Annotated in this window: 21 protein-coding genes and 1 riboswitch; of the genes, 13 read left to right on the forward strand and 8 right to left on the reverse strand. The window is 64.8% G+C overall.

Features of this window, described 5'->3' with window-relative positions; translation table 11 throughout:
- Positions 1-39: 39 nt before the first annotated feature.
- Entirely contained in the window at positions 40-1,452 is a 1,413-nt protein-coding gene (locus tag FZF13_RS06245) for a sensor histidine kinase (RefSeq protein WP_024924421.1), read from the reverse strand.
- The gene (locus FZF13_RS06250; RefSeq protein ID WP_244431154.1) at positions 1,449-2,063 is read right to left on the reverse strand and encodes a winged helix-turn-helix domain-containing protein; all 615 of its coding nucleotides are present in this window, start codon (positions 2,061-2,063) and stop codon (positions 1,449-1,451) included. Before FZF13_RS06250 ends, FZF13_RS06245 begins: the two co-directional genes overlap by 4 nt.
- Before the next feature lie 606 nt (positions 2,064-2,669).
- Between FZF13_RS06250 and FZF13_RS06260 the strand changes: the two genes are divergently transcribed.
- From FZF13_RS06260 to FZF13_RS06285, 6 genes are all read left to right on the forward strand, one after another.
- On the forward strand, positions 2,670-2,963 hold the full coding sequence (locus FZF13_RS06260) for a hypothetical protein (RefSeq protein WP_024924419.1): 294 nt from the start codon (positions 2,670-2,672) through the stop codon (positions 2,961-2,963).
- A 68-nt stretch (positions 2,964-3,031) separates the two neighbouring features.
- Positions 3,032-3,236, forward strand: a riboswitch (cobalamin riboswitch).
- A 184-nt stretch (positions 3,237-3,420) separates the two neighbouring features.
- Positions 3,421-5,283: a TonB-dependent receptor domain-containing protein gene (locus FZF13_RS06265; protein WP_051504796.1), complete on the forward strand. Its 1,863-nt coding sequence runs from the start codon at positions 3,421-3,423 to the stop codon at positions 5,281-5,283.
- 20 nt (positions 5,284-5,303) lie between these two features.
- Positions 5,304-6,191: an ABC transporter substrate-binding protein gene (locus FZF13_RS06270; RefSeq protein WP_051504798.1), complete on the forward strand. Its 888-nt coding sequence runs from the start codon at positions 5,304-5,306 to the stop codon at positions 6,189-6,191.
- Positions 6,188-7,189, forward strand: a complete 1,002-nt coding sequence (locus tag FZF13_RS06275; protein WP_024924416.1) for a FecCD family ABC transporter permease — start codon at positions 6,188-6,190, stop codon at positions 7,187-7,189. Before FZF13_RS06270 ends, FZF13_RS06275 begins: the two co-directional genes overlap by 4 nt.
- Positions 7,186-7,995, forward strand: coding sequence for an ABC transporter ATP-binding protein (locus FZF13_RS06280; protein ID WP_024924415.1), 810 nt, complete (start codon positions 7,186-7,188; stop codon positions 7,993-7,995). Before FZF13_RS06275 ends, FZF13_RS06280 begins: the two co-directional genes overlap by 4 nt.
- A complete protein-coding gene (locus FZF13_RS06285; RefSeq protein WP_024927244.1) occupies positions 7,982-9,013 on the forward strand; it encodes a DUF6925 family protein in 1,032 nt (343 codons plus the stop codon). The genes FZF13_RS06280 and FZF13_RS06285 overlap by 14 nt, the downstream gene beginning before the upstream one ends.
- A gap of 111 nt (positions 9,014-9,124) precedes the next feature.
- Here the strand turns inward: FZF13_RS06285 and FZF13_RS06290 are convergent, their stop codons facing one another.
- The 6 genes from FZF13_RS06290 to FZF13_RS06315 all read right to left on the reverse strand — a co-directional run bounded on the left by FZF13_RS06290 (position 9,125) and on the right by FZF13_RS06315 (position 15,166).
- Entirely contained in the window at positions 9,125-9,676 is a 552-nt protein-coding gene (locus FZF13_RS06290; RefSeq protein WP_244431155.1) for an invasion associated locus B family protein, read from the reverse strand.
- Between the two features lie 336 nt (positions 9,677-10,012).
- Entirely contained in the window at positions 10,013-11,497 is a 1,485-nt protein-coding gene (locus FZF13_RS06295) for a M81 family metallopeptidase (RefSeq protein ID WP_024922621.1), read from the reverse strand.
- A 72-nt stretch (positions 11,498-11,569) separates the two neighbouring features.
- Positions 11,570-11,941 carry a RidA family protein gene (locus FZF13_RS06300; protein WP_024922620.1) on the reverse strand — a complete coding sequence of 124 codons (372 nt, stop codon included), beginning with the start codon at positions 11,939-11,941 and terminating at the stop codon, positions 11,570-11,572.
- A gap of 17 nt (positions 11,942-11,958) precedes the next feature.
- Positions 11,959-12,786 (reverse strand): carbohydrate ABC transporter permease, encoded by an 828-nt coding sequence (locus FZF13_RS06305; protein WP_024922619.1) that lies wholly within the window; start codon positions 12,784-12,786, stop codon positions 11,959-11,961.
- Complete coding sequence (locus FZF13_RS06310; protein WP_024922618.1) at positions 12,783-13,652, reverse strand: carbohydrate ABC transporter permease; 870 nt, start codon at positions 13,650-13,652, stop codon at positions 12,783-12,785. Before FZF13_RS06310 ends, FZF13_RS06305 begins: the two co-directional genes overlap by 4 nt.
- Positions 13,653-13,936: 284 nt before the next feature.
- Positions 13,937-15,166 (reverse strand): ABC transporter substrate-binding protein, encoded by a 1,230-nt coding sequence (locus FZF13_RS06315; protein ID WP_024922616.1) that lies wholly within the window; start codon positions 15,164-15,166, stop codon positions 13,937-13,939.
- A 180-nt stretch (positions 15,167-15,346) separates the two neighbouring features.
- Here FZF13_RS06315 and FZF13_RS06320 point away from each other — a divergent pair, with 180 nt between their 5' ends.
- The 7 genes from FZF13_RS06320 to FZF13_RS06350 all read left to right on the forward strand — a co-directional run bounded on the left by FZF13_RS06320 (position 15,347) and on the right by FZF13_RS06350 (position 22,383).
- Positions 15,347-16,114: an SDR family oxidoreductase gene (locus FZF13_RS06320; RefSeq protein ID WP_024922615.1), complete on the forward strand. Its 768-nt coding sequence runs from the start codon at positions 15,347-15,349 to the stop codon at positions 16,112-16,114.
- Between the two features lie 6 nt (positions 16,115-16,120).
- Positions 16,121-17,182, forward strand: coding sequence for an ABC transporter ATP-binding protein (locus FZF13_RS06325; RefSeq protein WP_024922614.1), 1,062 nt, complete (start codon positions 16,121-16,123; stop codon positions 17,180-17,182).
- Positions 17,179-18,060, forward strand: a complete 882-nt coding sequence (locus FZF13_RS06330) for a MurR/RpiR family transcriptional regulator (protein WP_024922613.1) — start codon at positions 17,179-17,181, stop codon at positions 18,058-18,060. Before FZF13_RS06325 ends, FZF13_RS06330 begins: the two co-directional genes overlap by 4 nt.
- Positions 18,061-18,062: 2 nt before the next feature.
- The gene (locus tag FZF13_RS06335) at positions 18,063-19,487 is read left to right on the forward strand and encodes a GH1 family beta-glucosidase (protein ID WP_024922612.1); all 1,425 of its coding nucleotides are present in this window, start codon (positions 18,063-18,065) and stop codon (positions 19,485-19,487) included.
- Positions 19,488-19,525: 38 nt separating this feature from the next.
- Positions 19,526-20,596: a D-TA family PLP-dependent enzyme gene (locus FZF13_RS06340; protein ID WP_024922611.1), complete on the forward strand. Its 1,071-nt coding sequence runs from the start codon at positions 19,526-19,528 to the stop codon at positions 20,594-20,596.
- 34 nt (positions 20,597-20,630) lie between these two features.
- Positions 20,631-21,104: a hypothetical protein gene (locus FZF13_RS06345; RefSeq protein ID WP_024922610.1), complete on the forward strand. Its 474-nt coding sequence runs from the start codon at positions 20,631-20,633 to the stop codon at positions 21,102-21,104.
- Positions 21,105-21,336: 232 nt separating this feature from the next.
- The gene (locus tag FZF13_RS06350; RefSeq protein WP_024922609.1) at positions 21,337-22,383 is read left to right on the forward strand and encodes a polysaccharide deacetylase family protein; all 1,047 of its coding nucleotides are present in this window, start codon (positions 21,337-21,339) and stop codon (positions 22,381-22,383) included.
- Positions 22,384-22,385: the final 2 nt, after the last annotated feature.

Consider the following 22,385-nt stretch of genomic DNA (forward strand, 5'->3'; position numbering starts at 1 on the left):
AGCGCATGGTCCGACAGTCTCATGGGGATTTGATGCCCCTTATTGAGAGCCAGTGTTGGGCCTCCGACCGCATTTCGCCGCCATCGCAGCCGGTGCAAACTTCAAGCACACCGTCGTTCCACCGCCCTCGGTCTCCTCGAGGCTAACGGAGCCACCATGGGCGCTCATGATCTGCTCGACGATGGCGAGCCCCAGACCGGTGCCTTCGCTGTCGCAGCGCTTGCCACGGACGAAAGGCTGCAGAACCGCGAGGCGTTCGTCGACCGGGATGCCTGGCCCATGATCGATCACGCGGATTTCGGATGGCACGAGCACCTCGACAATCACCAGCCGGGTGCCGGCGGCGTGGCGCACGGCATTCAGGATCAGGTTTTCCAGCGCGACCCGGATCGCCGTTTCCGACCCGGAAACCGGCACCAGCCGACCCGGCGTCCGCAATTCGATCTCGATACCCCGCTTCAGCGCCATCGGCACCTGATCGGACACCACCGCCTTGGCGATCGCGGCCAGGTCCATTTCCGCGAAGGCCAGCGACTGGCCGGAGAGGCGGGCAAGCTGCAGAAGCGTGGTCACGATCGAGGCCAGTCGCGTCGTGTCGCGGACCAGCACGCTCCGCAGTTCGGCATCGTTCACCTGTTCCAGCTTGAGGCGCATCTTGGTCAGCGGCGTGCGCAATTCGTGCGCCGCGTTCGCCAGGAAATTGCGCTGCGCCTCGAAGGCCGTGTCGATGCGCGTCAGCGCGGTGTTGAAGGCCGCAACCATGGGCTTCAGTTCGATCGGCGTATCGTCGTCCGAAATCCTGCGGCCATTGGGCAGGCCGTCGATCTGCTCGGCCGATTCCACGACACGTCGCACCGGCCTCGCGATCGAGCGCTTGACCACGACAACAGCGATCGAGGTGGTGGCGATCAAGACGAGACAGAGGAGTTGGACCAGGCCCTGCGAACGCACTGCTATAAGGGCTACAAGGATCGTCTCCCAGGTGGAGAGCCAGATGCCACCGACCGCAACGGTCTTGCGCCCGCCGCCTTGCGTGACGGTCCTGATGCCGAGCATGTCCCGATCGTCCTGCCGATAGCTGAACTCCGAATAGCCTATCTCCTGAGGGACCTGATCGAAGACGCGCCGGGCCGAGGACGGTTGGGTGCCGCGGGTTATGGTCTGGACCCCGTCTCCGATGACATACCAGAATGTGGGTTGCGCCTCGGCGAAGTCGACGATGTTCGTGGCAAGCCGCTTGCTGTCGAGCGCGAGATGTCCGCTCGCGTCATAGGTGATGGCCGCGGACAGAACCTTGGAGAGCTCGGTCGTGTTGATGCGCAGCCGCTCCTCGAGGCTGGTGCTGACGAGAACAGCGAGCGTCAGCACGGTGCTCAATATCATGACGATCGGCATGCCAACGACCAAAAGGGTGGCAACCGGAAAGGCGATGGATCGGCGCAACCGCGTCATTCCGACACCAGCATGTAGCCGATGCCGCGCACGCTTTTGATCACGGCGTCGCAATCGGCTTCACGCAGGCGCCGCCGCAGGCGGCTCACATGCGAGTCCAGGGCGTTGGATTCGATGTCTTCATTGATGTTGTAGACGGACGATTCCAGCGTCTCGCGCTGGACGACGCGCCCCGCGCGCCTCACCAGGGTTTCCAGTATGGCCAGTTCGCGGCGCGGAATCTCCAGCACTTTCTGTCCCACACTCGCCGATCTGTGGTTGAGATCGAACACCAGATTGCCGATCTGCGTGGTGCCCAGCGCGTCCAGGCTGTAGCGGCGCAGGACCGCGCGGGCGCGGGCGACGAGCTCGGTCGGCTCGAAGGGTTTGCCGACATATTCGTCCGCCCCTTTGTCCAGGGCCGATGCGATGTCGAAAGGGTCGTCCAGCGCGGTCAGGACCAAGGTGGCGGGCCGCGGCCGCAGCCGGCGCAGCACCGGAAGCAGCGAAAGGCCGTCGCCATCGGGAAGCCGGCGGTCGATGATCACCAGATCGAACGGATGGGCGATCAAGGCCGCCTCGGCTTCCGCGATTGTCGCAAAAGCGTCGGTCACCCCGATCGCGCTTTCCATGATGTGCTTCAACGAGGATGCGAGCTCGCGATCATCCTCAACGATCAATACGTGCATTGGTCACTGTTGCTTGAGAGGGGTGTGCTTTAGCCGGAGATCACGTCGCGGTCCATGCCGTCAGTATTCGTAGCGCTCGTCGTCGAACGGGCGGTCGCCCCGGCGATCCCTGTCCAGGTCAAATCGCTGCAGACATCTTGAGAAGCTTGGGGTTCCGTCGATAAACCCGTAGGACAGACAGCGTTCCCGATCGCGTGTGTTCTGACAGCCGGACAGAACAACAGCGATACACACCACAGATAACAAACGCATTGCAGGCCTCATCTCGAAATCATTGCGGCACCAGATGCCGTCGCCCTGCTTCGCGTCGTCACATTGCAACAATGTTACGGGTCGATGTTGTCGCTACGCCACCCGCCGCCTGCCGCACAGGCCAGTGCGAAAGTCCTGAAAACGACACGGTCCCGATTCACCAATCCGATACCCCGATCGGAGATTGCTGTTGGCCGCGACATCGCGGCAATTGTCTATTGTCGGTGTTCATGGTTACCTGCACGGGTTCTAATTGAGACGCGCCGCAGCCCGATGGCGCCGGGTGATGAGACGGTCATGTCCGAACAGGAAACGGAACATCGCGAGCGCGAGCACCGGCAACGCGTGCTCAAGGGCGCGACGATCATCACCAGTATCCACACGTCGGAAATCCCCTGCGTCATCCGCAACCAGCATGCCAACGGCGCCGAACTGAAGGTGGCTGCCGACGTCGTCGTGCCGGAACGATTCAGCCTCTACGTGCCGGTGGACGGCGTTGCCTATGAGGCCGTGCTGCGCTGGCGCCGCAACGACCGCGTCGGCGTGCAATTCGTCGGCCAGGGTCCGAAACCGCGCCTCCATTACGGCTGAGGTCGCGGCATCACTGCCATCGCGGCATTCGTTCGCCGGCCCGGTTGACGCGCCGGGCGGCCATGGCTAGCTTCCGAATCGGAATTGGTTCCGCCGCGAGGCGGATGAAAAGGGAACACGGTGAGGCCGAGCAATCGGACGAAGCCGCGACTGCCCCCGCAACTGTAACCGTTGAGCCTTCTTCCACGATGCCACTGGCGCTGACGCGACCGGGAAGGCGGAAGAGAGCGATGACACGGAAGTCAGGAGACCTGCCTGTTCCGGTCACCCATGCTTGATCACGGGGTGTGATCAGGCGCGGTCGTCCGTGGCGGTGACACGACAAAGTGTTGCCGCGTGCCGGAACGGCCGAGAGGTGAAATGCGACCCGTCGCAAATCCTCGCATCGCCACATCCGTCTGCGGTTCGTGATGAACCTTGCGGCGCCGTTGCGCCGTCGATCCTTTTGGGGGCGGAAGTGAAAAAGACTGTTTTCCTGGCCGGCGCAGTGGCGCTGGCTTCGACGAACCATGCCGGCGCGCAGGACGATAATGACCGCGGCGACGTCACGATGCTCGACCGCATCGTGGTCACCACACCGCTGAGACGCGAAACCACGCTGGAGCGCTCGACTTCCTCGGTGACTGTGATCGATGCCAGGAGCATCGAACGCTCGGCCGCGCCCGATCTGCCCTCGCTGCTGAAAGCCTATACAGGCGTTTCCATCATCACCTATGGCGGTCAGGGTGCCGGCGCCAATCTTTATCTGCGTGGCATGTCAGCCAGCCAGACGCTGGTGCTGGTCAATGGCGTCCGGGCGAGTTCTGTCACCACCGGCACCGCCTCGCTCGGCAACATCCCGCTCGATTCGATCGAACGCATCGAAATCGCCAAGGGCGCGCATTCGGCGCAATACGGCTCCGACGCCATGGGCGGTGTCGTCAACATCATCACCAAGCAGGGCGGCCCCTGCGCCGACGGCCGCGACAGCAGCGCCTCCATCACCACCGGCGTCAGCCATCCGTGGGGCGGAACCCTGTCCGGCAATTTGCGCGGCCGCAACGCGAGCGGCGTCGACTATTCGATCGGCGGCAGCGTCATCGGCACGCGCGGCTATGATTTCACCACGCCGACGGCCTGGGGCCACGAGCCGGACGATGACGGCTTCCTGCTCGGCTCGATAAACGCTTCGCTGTCGAAGCAGTTCGACTGGGGGCGCATCTATGGCGACGCGCTGATTTCGCGCAGCCGCGGCCAGTACGACGCCTCCTATCCCGACGCCAATGAAGTCGACACGACAAGTTTCGTCGGCAAACTGGGCGCCGAGATCAAACATGCCGAAGACTGGATCTCGACGATCGAACTGTCGAACTCCGTCGACCGCTCCCGCAATTTCCGCGACGGCGTGGCCGGCGACAGCCGTTTCAATTCCAGCCGCTACGGCATCTTCGCATCGACCCAGAAGGGTTTCGACACCGGCGCCATGTCGCATGTGCTGACCAGCGGCGTGGAGGCCTATCGCGAACAGGTGGATTCCACCGTCAAATTCGACGTGACCGCGCGTACGCTGGCGGCGGTGTTCAGCCAATACTCGCTATCATACGACGCGCTGACGATCGACAGCGGCATCCGCTATGACCACAACGGCCAATTTGGCGGCGCCACCACCTACAATGTCGGCGCGAGCTATGAAATCCTGCCCGACGTCACGTTGCGCTCATCCTATGCCACCGGCTTCAGGGCACCGAGCTTCAACGAGCTTTATTATCCGGGCTATTCCAACCCGGACCTCAAGCCGGAAAAATCCAAATCCTACGAAGTCGGGCTAAACTGGCGGGCGGGCGCCGACACCAGTCTCGACCTCGCCTTCTACCAGACCTGGCTGGCCGACGCGATCGCGTCCAATCCGCCGACTTATCGGCCCTTCAACGTGGCCAAGGCCCGCATCACCGGTTTCGAGGCGGCGCTCGACCACCGCTTCAACACTGAATGGGCCGGAAAGGTGACTGTCGATGTGCGCGAACCGCTCAACCAAGACAACGGCAAATACATCCCCTATCGCGACCGGTTCAAGGCGACGGCCGAGATCACCTATAGCCCGACCGAACAGCTCGATCTGACCGCCCGTCTGCTCTACGGCGCGGCGCGCTATGCCAACGCGGCCAACACGGTGAAACTGCCGGACTATGTGACGATGGACTTCACCGCGCTCTATGCGCTCGACGCCCGTTCGCAGGTGAAGTTCGCGGTCGAGAACCTGTTCGACGCCGAATATTCGACGGTGACGGATTATCGCGCGCCCGGCCGGACTTTCAATCTGAGCTTCACCCGGACATTCTGACGGTGAACGAGGACAAGGCGATGGCACCAGACAGCACAAGCCACACCGGCTGGATCGACCGTGCCGCCGCCTTTGCACTGACAGCGGGCCTTGCCCTCGTCGCGTTTGCCGGCGCGGCGCGCGCCGGCGAGGCGCCGCGACGCGTCGTCTCGACGAATGTCTGCACCGACCAGATGGCAATGCTGTTGGCCGCCGACGGCCAGCTTCATTCCGTTTCCTATCTTGCCGCCGATCCCAACACCTCGGTGCTGGTGGACGAAGCACAGCGCTTCGCGATCAATCACGGATTGGCCGAGGAAGTGTTCCTGATGCAGCCGGACCTCGTTCTTGCCGGCAGCTATACGACGCGAGCGACGGTCGGCCTGCTCAGGAGGCTCGGTATCCGCGTTGAGGAATTCGCGCCCGAAACCTCCTTCGACGACGTCAAGGCGGGCCTCAGGCGGATGGGCGACATGCTCGGCCGCCGCAACCGCGCCGAGGCGCTGGTGGCCGAGCTCGACCGCAAGCTGGCCGCAGCCAGGGCCAAGGCGCATCCCGACATCACCGTCGCTACCTATTACGCCAATGCCTACACCTCCGGCGCCGGCACCCTGGTCGACGCGGTGGTAACCGCGTCGGGCCTGACCAATCTCGCCACCAGGCTTGGCATGTCCGGAACCCAGCAATTGCCGCTGGAGTTGCTGGTCATGGCCAGGCCGGACATGCTGGTCGACAGCGAGGCGCGCTACGCCGCGCCGGCCCTTGCCCAGCAGACCTTTGTCCACCCCGCCTACAGAACGCTGGCGGCGGAAACCGGCAGCATTTCCGTGCCGGCCAGATACACGATCTGCGGCACCCCGTTCACGGCGGAGGCAGTGCAATTGCTTGTCGAGGCGGCCAGCGATCATTCGGGAGCCGAAAAGCCATGAGTGAAACGACCCGCTACCGCGCCCTGCTCGCGGCGCTGACAGTCCTGGTCGTGCTGCTGTTCATGCTGTCGCTGACGGTCGGTCCGGCAGCCATCGCCTTCGGCGACAGCATGCGCGCGCTGTTCTCCGACAAGGCGGACGAAATCGTACTCATCATGCGCGAGATCCGGCTGCCGCGCGCGCTCCTCGGCTTGATGGTCGGCGCCACGCTCGGCCTTTCGGGCGCGGCCCTGCAAGGCTATCTGCGCAACCCGTTGGCTGAACCCGGCCTGATCGGCGTCAGCGCCTCGGCCTCGCTCGGCGCCGTGCTCGCCATCTATTCCGGCCTGACGATGCTGTTTCCCTTCGCCTTGCCACTGGCAGCGCTCGCGGGGGCGATGGTCGCCGTCATCGTCGTGCAGGCGCTCGCCGGAGGGCGCGGCAGCACGCTTACCATCATCCTGGCCGGCGTCGCCGTCTCCAGCCTCGCCGGGGCCATGACCTCGCTAGCGCTCAACCTGTCGCCCAATCCCTTCGCGGCGTTGGAGATCATGTTCTGGATGCTCGGCTCGCTCACCGACCGTTCGATGACCCATGTCTGGCTGGCGGCGCCGTTCATGCTTGCCGGCTGGGCGGTGCTGCTGACACTCGGCCGCGCGCTCGACGCCTTGACGCTCGGCAGCGACACCGCGGCCTCGCTGGGCATCGACATACGCCGCGTGCAGCGCCTGGCGGTGCTCGGCACCGCCGCTTCCGTGGGCGCCGCCACCGCCGTGGCCGGCGCCATCGGCTTCGTCGGGCTGGTGGTGCCGCATCTGCTGCGACCGCTGGTGGGAGCACGGCCCTCGCGGCTGCTGCCGGCTTCCGCCCTTGGCGGCGCGGCGGTGGTTCTCGCCGCCGACATCCTCGTGCGCGTCATCGCACCGGGCAAGGACCTCAAACTCGGCGTGCTCACCGCGATCGTCGGCGCGCCGTTCTTCCTGTGGCTCGTCTATCGCGAACGGCGGAGGCTGGCATGAGCCTGCTGACCCTCACCAGCCTTTCCGCCTCGCTCGGCGCCCGGCGCGTGCTGGAAGACATTTCCTTCACCGTCCGGCCGGGCGAATTCGTCGGATTGATCGGCCCCAACGGCGCCGGCAAGTCGACATTGCTGCGCTCGGTGCTCGGCCTCGTCGCGGCACGAGGCAGCATCGTCATCAACGGACGCGATGCCGCCGGGATGAACGCCCGAGAACGGGCTGCAGCGGTGGCCTATCTGGCGCAGGAGCGCGAACTTGCCTGGGCAATCCCGGTCGAGATGGTGGTGGCGCTGGGGCGGACTCCGCACCGCGCGGGATTTGCCGCCCCGTCGCCTGACGACCGCGCCGCCGTGGAGCGGGCGATGCGGCGCATGGAAGTGGACGGCTTCCGCGACCGCGCAGCGACCGAACTGTCCGGCGGCGAAAAGGCGCGGGTGCTGATCGCACGCGCGCTGGCGCAGGAAACACCGCTGCTGCTCGCGGACGAACCGACCGCCGGCCTCGACCCGTCGCACCAGATCACGCTGATGCGGCTGTTTGCCGAACTGGCGGGGCAAGGCCGCAGCGTCGTCGCCTCGCTGCACGATCTCGGTCTCGCGGCGCGCTGGTGCAGCCGGCTGCTCATCCTCGACGGCGGCCGTCTGGTGGCCGACGGCGCGCCGGACCAGGTGCTGACACCGCAGGCGCTGCGCGATGTCTATGGCGTCGAGGCCTATTTCGGCACGGCGCACGGGCGAGCCGTCGTCCAACCGCTCGACCTCGCCGAACCAGCCCAACAACAGGAAGAAGACCATGACCGACCTTGAGCCGCTGCTGCAAACCCATCTCGGCGACTGGCGGTCCGGCTGGAGCATGGGTTCCTTCGGCGCCATTGCCGAATTCCACCAGGACAAGGGCGAACAGCCGGTGATCGACGACGGGCTGGAACTGGCGCGCGCGACGCGGCGCGGTGGCATCCGGCTGGAGCGGCGGCGCCTCGCCGACGTGACCGCGATCGCCTATGAGACGCTGAGCCCGAAACGACATCGCTGGAGCCATGCCGTGGCACTCTGCCTGCCGGAGGCCAATGCGCGGCGCGCGGAACGCAAGGTGCTGACCGAGATCGGACCGGACGACCACGCGATCCGCGGTATCGACCGCACCGGCATCCTGTTCGACATGGGGCTCGGCCTGGCGCAGTGCGATTTCTGCATCCGCACCAGCGACCCGAAGCTGCTTGGCGAGCTGCGCGCCAATCTCGGCCGCTCCTTGTTCGAGGCAGGCAACAATGCGACCGCCGCCATCCTGTCGACGCATCCGCATCGTGTGGCGCTGACCGCGCTCGGCCGCGTCGAGGTCTATCAGAAGATCGGCGGACCGGACACTGGCGGTGTTTCGCCGCCCGGCCCGCACACACATCTCCTGCCGAAGCTGCTGGCCAGCGGCCGCACCCATTCGGCCAACACCCCGATCCCGGCCGGCCTCTTGCCGCTGGCCTTCCTGCATCCCGGCAATCCGGTGATCGGCGCGCTCGGCGAGGAACAGGCCTTCGATCCGGACCTGCACGTGGCGTTTCAGGCGCTGCTCACCCGGTATGGCACCGGCGAAGCATTGGAGGCAAAGGCCGCGGTCGGCGAAGCGCTGGCGACAGGCGTCGAACCTCGAGGGTGGGTGCCGCCGTCAGGCCGCGTTGCGCGGGCTGCCGCACGCATCGCGCTGAGACAGGAGGCGCGGCTTGCGGCCCAGGGCGGTGACAAGGCGCGCGCCGATATCGTCGCCGACTGGCAAATCGCGTTCGATCAACTGGAACCTGAGGCTGAGGAAGACGAGGCGCCCGGACATTGACCTGGCCCACAACCTCGAAAATCGGGTTCGCTTTTCGGAACGAACCAGCCGCTGTGCCAAACTGCTGGAGTGTCCTTTTCGCGCCCGACAGGAAGCGCGGCGTTCAAGCCGCTACTTCGTTGCTACCATCTTGTCGACGGCGGCGGTGAAGCCCTTCAACGGGACGGGGATGGTGACAGGTTTGCGCGTCACCGCTTCCATGCCGATGCTCAGCGTCGTGCCGGATTTCAGCGTCTTCAGCAGGGCCGGCGCCAGCGGCACGGCCGCATAGGCGCCGTTCTGGTCGCTGGTCTGGATGGCGGCGGTCGCCTTTTCGCCTTCGTCGACCTGGTAGGAGACCCCTGACGGCAAGAACAGCCCATGCGGCAAGGCCAGCAGCAAGGTCAGTTCGCCCTTTTCCCCCTGCCGCCGCACCGTCAGCGTCAGCACGCGCTGGCCGGTCTTGGTTTCGGTCAAGTTCTGCGAAGCCTGGCACTCGAGATCAGTGCTCGAAACCCCGCTGGCGCAATTGATCAACCAGGGCGCACCGTCGGCCGGCTTTGCCGCATCGAGCTTGGCCTCCTGGCCCATTGCCGGCATCGCCATGCCGAGCAGGACGAGGGCCGCGGCAACGCTCCGGCGCCCGCCGGACAGAAAACCGCGAATATTTTTCGACATTGTCATCAACCCGTCCCTGGAAGTTTCGAGCGCGTTCTCTACACCAGCCGGGACCGCCAGCAAAGTGTAACCGGACGCAAACACGTATGCTCTACCCGGGCAAGCGCGGCAGTACTTCCAACTATTTTTGGGTGTATTTCAGCGGGAAGTTCGCTGGCGCGGTAAATTTGGCTAGACTTCCCGCGCCTGGGGTTCGGGTGGAATGGGTTCGGTCGCGCACGCCGTATCGTATCTCGACCGGCGTGCGCGGCCTGACCATTGTTGCAATCCGTCGACCTCGGCTCTTTGCCGGGCAGCGTCGCGGGGTGTTTGGCCGTCGCGACGTCGACCGTCCAGGCCAGCCTAGTTCTGCGCGTCTTTCCAAGGATCGCTGACGCGCGGCCAGATCGGCCGCACCAGTTTGGCGTAGTCGGTCGCCCTGGGGTCGCTCGGATAGGAGCTCGGCGCCGACACATAGATGATCTCGGCGGCGATCGGTTCGAAGCCGGCGTAGAAATGGTTGGTCGACTTGATCAGCAGCACGTCCTTCGTCAGCGGATCGAGGCCCAAGTTGGAAAAGATATCCGGCTCGAAAGTCTGCGTGCGGTTGGTGTTGAGGATGACGTCGATCTCGGTGCCTTCCAGCCGCACCAGCGCTGCGGCGCCCAGCGTCACACGGCTCGGGCCGAAGCTCTGCCACCCTTCGTCGACGGCCTTGACCACGCGCACCTTGGCGTCGATCGGCTCGCCGGCGAGCGGGCCGGCCTTGCCGCCGAAGCGCAGGTCGATGACGGCACCCTCGCCCGCAGCGTGGCAAAAGGTGACGGCGAGCGGGTCCCAGATGGTGGCGACGCCGACATTCTTGAGCCCGCGCGCCAGCATCGCGCGCAGCAGCGACGTGCCGTCGCCGGCGACGCCGCCGCCGGGATTGTCCCAGACATCGGCGATGACCACCGGCTTTGCTCTCTCGGAAGCGCGCACGACAAGCGCGCGGTCGATGCCCGGATCCGCCGTCAGCATCGGCATGGCGAGCTGCCCGCGCAACGCGTAAAGCTCGCGTCCCAGCCGCTCGGCCAGCGCGTCGCCCTTCTTCTTGTCATTGTCGGTGACGACCATGACGCGCGCGCCCATCTCCGGCACGTCGGCGGCCATGAAGCCGTGGATGACGGAGACCGACAGGATGCCGTCCTTGCCGTGCAGCGCCTTGATGCGATCGACGAAACCGCGCATCGGCTGGCGGCTGGTCGGCATCACCTCGATCATGCGGCAATCGAAGGTGGAGATGACGGGCTTGATCTCGCCACGCGCGGCGGCGAGGCCGAGTTCGACGACATGTTCGCCGCGTTCATAGAAATCGGTGTGCGGGAATTCGAGGAAGGCGGCCAGGATGTTGGCCGCCGCCACCCGCTTCGGCGTCAGATGGCTGTGCGGGTCGAGCTCGGAAGCGACCACGACATCCGGCCCGACGATCTCGCGCACGCGCGCCAAGAGGTCGCCCTCGCAATCGTCATAGCCTTGCGCCACCATCGCGCCATGCAGGCCGAGGATGACGGCGTCGACGGGAAGCGCTGCGCGCAGCTGGTCGAGAATTTCGTCGCGCAGCGCTTCGAACGTCTGGCGCTGCACCAGCCCGCCGGGCTCGGCCCAAGTCGCCGTACCTTCGATCACGGTCAACCCTTCGGCAGCGGCGCGACGGCGCAACGCGACGATCGGCGAAGAGCACAAAGTCGGCGTTTCCGGATGCTCGCCCGGCCCGGCATAAAAGGCCATCTCGAAGGATGCCCGGTCGGTCGGCACGGGGGAGAAGGTGTTGGTTTCGGTCGCCAGCGAGGCGGTGAAGATACGCATGGGGTACTCTATCAGCTTGGGAGTTGTGCCCCTCCGCCGCTTGGGCGGAGAAGCTAGCGCAAGTGCCGGTCTTTATTTCACCGGCGCGTAGGCAACGGCCTCGATCTCGACCTTGATGTCGATCATCAACCGCGATTCCACCGTGGTGCGGGCCGGTGGCTCCTTGGCGAAGACGGAGCCATAAACCTTGTTCATGCCGCCGAAGTCGCGGGCGTCCTCGATCCAAACGGTGGTTTTCACCACATCGTCCATGGTGGCGCCGGCCAGCGCCAGCGCCGCCTTGACGTTTTCCAGCACCTGCCGGGTCTGCGGCTCGATACCGCCATCGACCACCGTGCCATCGGCGCGCACCGGCACCTGACCCGAGACGAAAACGAAGTCGCCGGCCCTGACCGCCGGCGAAAGCGGCACATGCGAGGACCCGAAAACCTGCTTGCGTGACATGTCTCAAATTTCTCCTGTTATTTGACCGCGCCGATGGCGAGGCCGCGAACGAGATAGCGCTGCAGCCAGGCAAACATCACCGCCACCGGCAGCGTGGCAAGCAAGGCCGCGGCCATCACATGATGCCATTCGATGGTGTAGCGGCCGGCAACCAGCGCGAACACCTGAATGGGCAGCGTGTAGTTCTCCTGACTGCGCAGGATCGTCAATGCCACGATGAACTCATTCCAGGCGTTGATGAAGGTAAAGATGGCGGTGACGGCGATGGCCGGCAGGCAAAGCGGCAGGAACACCTTGCGCAGGGTGAGCCAGCGGCTGGCCCCTTCCATCCAGGCCGCTTCCTCTAGATCGCGCGGGATGGTGTCGAAATAGCTCTGCAACATCCACACGGTGAAGGCGACGTTGAAGGCCATGTAGACGACGCCAACGGCCGTCGTGCTCTCGATCAGCCCCCAGGCGGCGATCAGCCGGAACAGGCCGAGCACCAGCACGATGGACGAGATCATCTGCGAGACCAGCAGGAACTGCCGCATCAGCCCGTAGCCGGCGAAACGGAAGCGCGACATGGCATAGGCAGCGGGAATGGAAATCAGGATGGCGCCGACGGTGGCCAGGATCGAAACGTAGAGCGAATTGATGAGCGCCCGGCCGAAACCGGTCGCCACCCACATGTCGGCGAAGTTCGACCAGCGGAATTCGCTCGGCCACCAGGTCGGAGACAAAACCTCGGTGCGCGGCTTCACCGCCGTCAGGAACATCACCGCGAAGGGAAACAGCGTGACGACGATCAACGGCGCCAGCAAAAGCCAGGCGATTATGGAACGGACGAGTTTGCTCTTTTTCATGCCTGCCGCTCCCGCATGGCCAGCCGCACATAGATCATGGTGAAGATGAGCAATATGGCGAACATCACCAGCGAGACGGCGGAGGCCTCGCCGAGTTTGCCGACGCGGAAGGCCAGCTTGTAGAGATAGGTGACCAGGATGTCGGTGGAATTGGCGGGCCCGCCCTGCGTCATCACCCAGATGATCGGGAAGGAATTGAAGACGTAGATCATGTTCAGCACGATGGCGATGTTGATGAACGGCTTCAGCAGCGGCAGCGTGATGGTGCGGAATTGCTGCCAGGGGGACGCCCCTTCGAGCGCGGCCGCCTCATAGAGATCGTCGGGGATCGAGGACAGACCGCCGAGGAAGATGGTGACCGTGAACGGCACCGTCACCAGGATACCGATCAGCACCTGCATCGGGAAGGCGGTGCCGGCGCTGGCCAGCCACTGGATGTTCTGGTCGATGATGCCGAGCCCGATCAGGGCCGAATTCAACATGCCGCTTTCGCCGTTCAGCGCCCAGCGCCAGACCACGGCGGTCATGGTCAGCGAGACCGCCCAGGGCAGCATGATGATGATGCGGGCGAGACCGCGGCCGTAGAAGTCGGAATTCAGGATCATCGCTACGGGGACCGACAGGATCAGCGCGCCGGCGACGACCGAAAGCGTCCACAGGCCGGTGCGCCACAGTGCGGCCATGAAGTCGGGATCGCCCGCAAGGGCTGCGAAATTGGCAAAGCCGATGAAGTCACGCAGCTGGCCAAAACGACTGACATCGTGGGTCGATATCTGGATCAGGTCGTAGACCGGCCAGAAGATGACCACCGCAGCCAGAAACAGGCTGGGCAAGGTGAGCAGATAGGGCAGCGCGCGATTGTGCATGCGAAAATCTGTCTAATCCGGTTGGGGCCTCGCCCGATCCCGCTTCACGAAGCCGCTTCCGTCCTGCGGAAGCGACCGCCCAACGATCAGGTCCACCTGGGCGACGACCTCGAAGGGAGGCAACGAGACCGGCGCCGCGGTGGACCTGACCGGTTCCCTCTTCTGATGCGGAAGGATGCCGGACGAAGCGGAGATCGGGCGAGAGAAGGCGCGGCGGCCTGGTTGGTGCCGCATTCTTCGCCGTGCCGTGGCACGCCCGGCGAAACCGGGCGCGCCGTCGGCTGCTACTTCTTCAGCACGCCGTTTGCCTTGGCGGCGGCGTCCTTCAGCGTCGCCTCCGGCTCACCCTGGCCGAGATAGATCTTCTGCACAGCGTCGCTGGTGATCTGCGCGATCTCCTCCCAACCCGGGATGACCGGAGCGAAGCGGGCTTCGGGCAGCAGTGCTGTAAAGGCGGCAAGACCGGCATTGTCGACATAATACGGCATCTTGGCCTCTTCCTTGTTCACCGGCAGGAAGCCTTCGTTCTGAGTGAACTTGGCGCGCTGCTTTGTGGTGAACAGGAAGTCGAGCAGTTTCCAGGCCTCATCCTTGTTCTTGGAATTCTTGAACATGATGATGGAGTCGGTGACGCCGTAGGTGCCGCGCGCGCCTGTCGGACCGGCCGGGATGGCGGCAACGCCGTATTTCAGGTTCGGCGCCTCGTCCTTGAGCTGGTTCATCATGAAGGGCGCGGTGACCATCATGCCGACCTTGCCCTGCTTGAACAGGGCCATGACGTCCTCGCGGTTCATCGAGGTGACACCGGGCTGGGTCAGTCCTTCGTCGATCATCGACTTGTAGAGTTTGGCCGCCTCAAGCGCTCCGGGCGTGCTCAGGCCGGAAGTGCCATCCTTGTTGAGGATTTCGGTGCCGAACGACCACATCGCGTAATAATAATAGACGTCGGTCTCGATCTCTTTGCCCTGGATGCCGTAACCGAAGGCGCCGTTGGCCTTGATCTTGCGGGCGTCCTCCTGAAGCTCGGTCCAGGTCGCTGGCGGGTTCTTGATGCCGGCTTTGTCGAACAGGTCCTTGTTGTAATAGAGCGCGCGCGCCGAAGCGGCGATCGGCAGACCGTAGGTCTTGCCTTCCATGATCGAGGGCGACAGGAAGGTCTCGATGAAGCGGCCCTTGAAATCCGGCGTCACATAGCTGTCGAGCGGTTCGGCGACGCCCTGCTGGACGAAGTCGATCAGCCAGCGCGTGCCGATGATCGAGAGATCCGCATTGGTGCCGGCGGCAATGTCGGTGGTCAGCTTCTGCAGCAACACGTCCCACGGAACTATTTCGAACTTCAGTGTCGTGCCGGGATTGGCCGCCTCGAATTCCTTCTTGACCTCTTCGAAATAAGGGCCGGTCTTGGAGCTGTATTCGGCGACGGTCACCCGCACTTCGCCCGCTTCCGCCTGTGCGGCCACCGCCAGCATGCTCAACCCGGCCAGGAGGCCGGCAGTCCATCGTGCCAGTTTCATAAAATCTCTCCCATTGTCTTTGCGGGCCGGCGGCCCGAGTCGCAACATGCGGTTTTGCCTTCATGTTACTTTCCTACATTATCGTGCAAAATCCACCTTTCAAGCAGATTTTTCTGTTGCTTAATTACATTTTTGCGCCTAGCCGTGAAAAGGTCCAGCCAGGGGGAGAGAGCACGGGCGATGTCCGACAAAGAGTTCCAGGGCAAGACCGTGGTGATCACCGGCGCGGGCGGCGGCCTGGGCTCGGCGCTGGTCGCGTTGCTTGCTGAGCGCGGCGCACGTGTGGTCGGCTGCGACCAGTCCATGGAGGCGCTGAGCAATCCGGCGATCGCCTCGCGCCATGTCTTCGACCTGACGGATCGCGCCGCGCTGGAGACGGCCGCGGCTAACCTTGTCGAACGCGATGGCGTGCCCGACATCCTCGTCAACAACGCCGGCTGGACCCGCGCCGAGACGCTTGTCGCGCTCAACGCGGCAAGCATCGAGCGCGAACTCGACCTCAACCTGACCGGCGTGATGACCTTCGCCGACCCGCTGACCAAGGCAATGGCGAAACGCGGCGGCGGCAGCGTCGTCTTCGTGTCCTCGGTCAACGCCATCGCGCATTTCGGCAATCCGGCATATGCCGCCGCCAAGGCCGGCATCAACGCCTATGCCAAGGCACTTGCCGTCGAGCTTGGTCGCAGCGGCGTGCGCGCCAATGTCGTGTGCCCCGGCTCGATCCGCACCGCCGCCTGGGATCACCGGCTGGAGAAAAACCCCGACATTCTCGGCAAACTGAAGCGGCTCTATCCGCTCGGGCGCATCGTCAATGCGAAGGAAGTGGCGGAAGCCGTCGCCTTCCTCGCTTCAGAGCGCGCCTCGGGCATCACCGGCGTCGTCATGCCTGTCGATGCCGGTTTGACGGCGGGCTATCTGCCATTCATCGACGACATTCTGGGAGGTTAGCCAGACATGACCGACGTCTCGTTCCGCAACCTGTCAAAGTCCTTCGGGCATCACAAAATTCTGGAGGACATCAATCTCGAGATCGCCAGTGGCGAGTTCGTCGTGCTGGTCGGCCCATCGGGCTGCGGCAAGTCAACGCTTTTGCGCATGCTGGCCGGACTGGAGACGATCAATGCCGGCGACCTGCTGGTCGGCGGCGTGCGGTCCAACAACCTGCCGCCGCAGAAGCGCAACATCGCCATGGTGTTCCAGTCCTATGCGCTGTTCCCGCATCTGAAAGCGGCGGAGAACATCGGCTTCGGCCCCAAGATCCGCGGCGAGAGCGGGCCGGTGGTCGAGGAGAAGGTCAAGAAAGCGTCCGGCATCCTCAACCTGTTCTCCTATCTCGACCGCTATCCACGCCAGCTTTCAGGTGGCCAGCGCCAGCGTGTCGCCATGGGTCGCGCCATCGTGCGCGAACCTTCAGTCTTCCTGTTCGACGAGCCGCTCTCCAATCTCGACGCGCAACTGCGCGTGCAGATGCGCACCGAGATCAAGGCGCTGCACCAGCGGCTCAAATCCACCATCGTCTATGTCACGCACGACCAGATCGAGGCGATGACCATGGCCGACCGCATCGTGGTAATGGACAAGGGCCGTATCCAACAGGTAGGCAGGCCGCTCGACCTCTATGACAAGCCGGCAAACAAGTTCGTCGCCTCCTTCATCGGCTCGCCATCGATGAGCTTCGTTTCCGGGGCGCTGAAAGCGGCATCGGACGGCGGTTGGTTCGAGCCTGCGGGCGGCGGCCGGCTGAAGCTTGCCGGCAGCGCAGCCGCTGGCGGCACCATAGAGGCCGGCATTCGGCCCGAGCATTTTATCGCCGGCGGCGATGGCGCCATCACCATTCGTGTCGACGTCGTCGAACCGACCGGCTCCGAGACCCATGTCTATGGCGCCATCGGCAGCGACCCGGTGCGCGCGGTGTTCCGCGACCGCATCGCAGTGAAGCCCGGCGACCAGCTTCCGGTCAGCGTCGCCCCCCGAAACATCCATCTTTTCGACACGGCAACGGGCCTGCCGCTGTGAAAAGCCCGGCGGACATCATCACCCGCCTGCAAATGATGGCGCAGGACGGCACCAAGTCGGATCGCCGGCTGGCCAGCATGGTGCTGTCCGAACCCGATTTCGTCTCCAAGGCGGCAATCTCCGAGATCGCCGCGCGGGCCGCCATCAGCGAACCGACGGTGACGCGCTTCTGCCGCAGCCTCGGCTGCGAAGGCCTGCGCGATTTCAAGTTCTACCTTGCCCAGGCCATCGCCATCGGCGGCCAGTATCTGTCGGCCGAGCCGCCCGGCAGCGACGTGCGCGAGCAGCGCATCGCGGCCGCCATCACCGAATCCGCCATCGCCGCCATCCAGCGCGCCACCGGCAGCCTCGCCATGCCGAAGCTGATCGAGATCGCCGAGCGCATAGCCGTTTCCGGCAATATTCTGTGCGTCGGCTCCGGCGGTATCTCCTCGATGATGGCGACGGAAATGCAGAACAGGCTGTTCCGGCTCGGCCTGTCGGCGCTCGCCCAGGTCGACGGACAGTTGCAGCGCATGTATGCGTCTGTGGCGACGCCCGAAACCACGGTGGTCGCCTTCTCGGTGTCGGGCTATGCGCGCTCGACGGTCGAGGCCGTGCAGGTGGCCCGCCAGTACGGCGCCGTCACCGTGGCCGTCACGCCGCCGGAGTCCGCGCTCGCCAAGGCGGCCGAAACGGTGATCCCGTTCCAGGCGGTCGAGGACGGCAACATCTACAAGCCGACCTCGTCGCGCTACGCGCTGCTGGCCATCCTCGACATCATCGCCACGGCAACCGCCGAAGCGCGGGGATCGAAGGCATTGGAAAATCTGCGCCGGATCAAGCAAAGCGTGAACACGCTGAAGGTGGCCGATCCGCGCCTGCCGCTCGGAGATTGACCGTGGCACTTCCCTCCACCCTTTCCGGCCAGTCTCGCGTGATTGCTGAAACACCAGCAGCACTCGGTGCCACATTCCCGCGCGACTTTCTGTTTGGTGTCGCGACCGCCGCCTATCAGGTCGAAGGCGCGCTCGCCGAGGATGGGCGTGGTGAATCGGTCTGGGATCGATTCCTGCGAGAGCCCGGCCGCGTCGTCGACGGCAGCGACGGTTCCGTCTCGGCCAACCACTATCATCGCTGGCGCGAGGATCTCGGCATCATGACCGAACTGGGCCTCAGCGCCTATCGCTTCTCCGTCTGCTGGTCCCGGGTCCAGCCGACCGGCAGCGGCGCGGTCAATGAAGCGGGCCTCGGTTTTTACGATCGGCTCGTCGACGGTCTTCTGGAACGGGGCATCGAACCCATCGCCACGCTTTTCCATTCCGACATGCCCGCCGCGCTGATGGAGAACGGAGGCTGGTGTGCGCGTGAAACCAGCACACGCTTCGCCGACTTCGCAGAACATGTGGCACGGAGGCTCGGCGACCGGGTCCGCAGCTGGTTCACCATTGCCGAGCCTTATACGCTGATGCGCCACAGCTATGTGCTTGGCGAGCATGCGCCGGGCTTTCGACTGTCGACCGGCGCGGCGCTGCCGGTGATGCATCACCTGCTTCTCGGCCATGGCCTGGCGACAAGGGCGATCCGCGCGCATTCGAATGCCAGAATCGGCCTGACCAATCATTCCTCACCCTGCCGGCCCGCCTCGAATGCTCCCGAAGACAGAGCCGCGACCGTCCTGTTCGATGCGCTGCGCAACAACCTCGTCACCGATGCCGTTCTGCTCGGCCGCTATCCGAAGGAACTGGAGGCCCTGCCCGACGCCAACTGGTCCGCGGTGCGGGAAGGCGATTTGGACATCATCAAGGCGCCGATCGACTGGCTCGGTCTGACCTATTTCCACCCGCTCACGGTCACCGCGCTGAAACCCGCTGCCACGCCCGCCCTTGAGCCTTTCGAGGTTGAGGTGACGGGCGGCGCCGCGGAAACAACGATGGGATGGCCGATCGTGCCCAGTGGCCTCGGCGAGGTCCTGACCGCCCTCCGCGACCGTTACGGCGATAAGCTGCCGCCTGTCGTCATCACCGAAAATGGCTGTTCGATGCCAGACCAGCTCTCCGAAGACGGCCGTGTCGACGATCCGGGGCGAATTCGCTTCCTGTCGGGCCACCTGCAGGTGCTGACTGAAGCGATGCGGTCCGGCATTCGTGTCGATGGCTACTTCGTCTGGTCGTTCCTGGACCATTTCGAATGGGAACTTGGCTACACCAAGCGGTGGGGCATCGTGTATGTCGATTTCGCCACCCAGCAGCGAACGCTGAAATCGAGTGCCCGCTGGTACCGGGAGCTGATCGAGAGCTGGCGCTCCGCCACCGGCCAGGTTTGAAAGATCGACAACCGTTTCTGCCGACAAGAGACAAAAAGATGAGCCCACGCCCGAAAACCATCGCCGAAATCGACACGCCTGCCGTGCTGATCGATCTCGACCGCGCCGAGCGCAACATCGCCCGCGCCCAGGCTGCTGCCGATGCGGCGGGCGTGAAGCTCAGGCCGCATATCAAGACGCACAAATTGCCCTATTTCGCGAAAAAGCAGGTCGAAGCCGGCGCCGCCGGCATCACCTGCCAGAAGATCGGCGAGGCCGAGGTGATGGCGGATGCCGGGCTGACCGACATCTTCCTGCCCTACAACATCATCGGCAAGGCGAAGCTGGAGCGGCTGCTGGCCCTGCATCGGCGCGTGACGCTTTCGGTGACCGCCGACAGCGCGACCACCGTCGCCGGGCTCGCTGAAATGTTCACGGACGCTAGCCGCCCGCTGAAAGTGCTGATCGAATGCGACACGGGTGCCGCCCGCTGCGGCGTGCAGACGGCTGAGCAAGCGCTGACGCTGGCAAAGCAGATCGCTTCGGCGCCCGGCCTGACCTTCGGCGGTCTGATGACCTATCCCGCCGCCGGCGCGCCGGAAGCCGCGGAAACCTGGCTCGCCGACGCCCGCGACCTGCTGGCAAAGGAAGGCTTCGCCTGCGAGACCGTGACCAGCGGCGGCACGCCCGACATGTGGCGCAGGCAGGACGCAGCCATCGTTACCGAATACCGGCCCGGCACCTACATCTATATGGACCGCTACCAGGTCGAGAAGGGTGCGGCCAGCGCGGACGATTGCGCGCTGACCGTGCTCGCCACCGTCGTCTCCGCACCAACGCCGACCCGCGCCATCCTCGACAGCGGCTCGAAGGCACTGTCGAGCGACCTGCTCGGCCTGCCGGACCATGGCGAACTGGTCGGCATCCCCGGCGCGCGCGTCACGGCCTTGAGCGAAGAGCATGGCAAGGTCGAACTCAGCGGCGGCGCCAGGCTTGCCGTCGGCGACCGCGTGCGCGTGTTGCCCGACCATGCCTGCGTCGTCACCAATCTGTTCGACGAGGTCTATCTGATTTCCGGCGACCGCGTCGTCGACATCCTGCCCGTCGCCGCGCGCGGCAAACTCTCCTGAACCATTTCTGCAGACGAACCTTACCGGAGCCGACATGACCGAGACCAAGAACCCCTTTGCCGGCGACGCCGACCGCGCCTTCATCTGGGAGATGCTGATGCCGCGCGACTTCGAGGCCTTTGCCGCGCAGGATTGGTCGATGGTGGCCAATGATTTCGACGAGGTGCGCTTCCTCGGCATCCATGCCCACAATTCTCCCAACCAGGACGATTGGAACGCCGCCTTCCCGACGCTGCAGGCCTATCGCGACGAATGGCTGCGCCAGGCGGCCGAATCCGCCGCCGTCGCCTATGCCGAGCCGTTGCCATCGGCCCTGCTCAAGGCGGTGACGCTCAACCGCATCGAGATCAACGGCAATGTCGCGGTGGCGCACAAGAAGTTCGACGGCACCGTGCCGCTGGCCGATGGCGGCAGCGACCGGCTGAACTGGCAGACGCTCTATTTCTGCCGCAACGATGGCGACCGTTGGCGCATCGCCGGCTTTGTCGGCTACATGAAATACCGCTGAGGCGGTTGCGGGCATCGCCTTGCCCGGCAAGGCGATGACACCCAAAACGTAGCGCTGCACGGGCAGTTTATTAACTGGCGCTGGAATAGGCTTTCAGCGGCCGTGCCATCGGCCATCGACGCGTCCTGCATTCCGCGGGCGCGTAGCAGAGCCGAGGAATGTCCGTGCAACGCCATCCTGGATCGGAAGGCCGCCTTGCCAATGCCGCCAGCTTCGCGGACGGGGCGCCGGCATGTCGCTGAAAAATTCGGCCAAGCGGTTTCTGAAACATGGCGCCATCCGCGCTGGCCTCGAAGGGGTAGCCCTGACCAGGGCAGGTGCGCTGTGGCCGGCGGCGGCGGGTCGCGGCGTCATTCTCACCCTGCATCATGTGCGCCCAGCCCGGCGCGGCGGCTTCGACCCGAACGCGACGCTGTCGGTGACGCCTGAATTCCTGGACGAGGCGATCCGGGTCTGCGTCGGAACCGGCCTGACGCCGGTGGCGCTGGACGATCTGCCGGCACTGCTCGCCGACAGGCAGGACAAGCGCCGCTTCGTCGTGTTCACGCTGGACGACGGCTTCCGCGACAATGCCGAGCATGCCGCGCCGGTGTTCCGCCGGCACCACGTGCCCTACACCATCTTCATCGCCAAGGGCTTCGTCGAGCGCACCCGCTCCATATGGTGGGAGACCGCCAAGGTGCTGACCCGCTCGAAGGACAAGTTCGAATTCGACTTCGGCGGTGGCGGCGAGACGGTGCTGACCGACACGCCAAGCCGCAAGCAGGACGCCTATGAGCGCATCGTACACTACGTCCACTCAAACGACGAAGACGTTGCGGTGGCGCAGATCGACCGGGCCGCGCGCTCGCGCATGATCGAACCGCTCTCCATCGTCGACCAGTTGATCATGAACGCCGACGAACTGCGCGCGCTTGCCGCCGACCCGCTCGCCCGTTTCGGGGCCCATACGCAGACCCATATCAACATGGCGCGTGTCGGCGCCGACCGCCTCGCCGACGAGATTTCCGGGTCGATCGCGGCGGTGGAAACCTATATCGGGCGCCGGCCGACGACCTTCGCCTATCCCTATGGAACCAAGGTCGCGGTGACGCCACGCGAATTCGACGCGGTGGCCAAGGCGGGCATCCAGCTGGCGGTGACGACGCGGCCCGGCGTGCTCGACGCGACCAGCCTGGAGCGACCGACGGCGCTGTCGCGGGTCTCGCTCAACGGCCACTACCAGAAGCGGCGCTATGTGAAGGCGCTGCTGACCGGCATTCCGTTCCGCCTGCTCTAGAT

The sequence above is a fragment of the Mesorhizobium terrae genome (genome assembly GCF_008727715.1).
In the GTDB taxonomy this organism is placed as follows: Bacteria; Pseudomonadota; Alphaproteobacteria; order Rhizobiales; family Rhizobiaceae; genus Mesorhizobium; species Mesorhizobium terrae.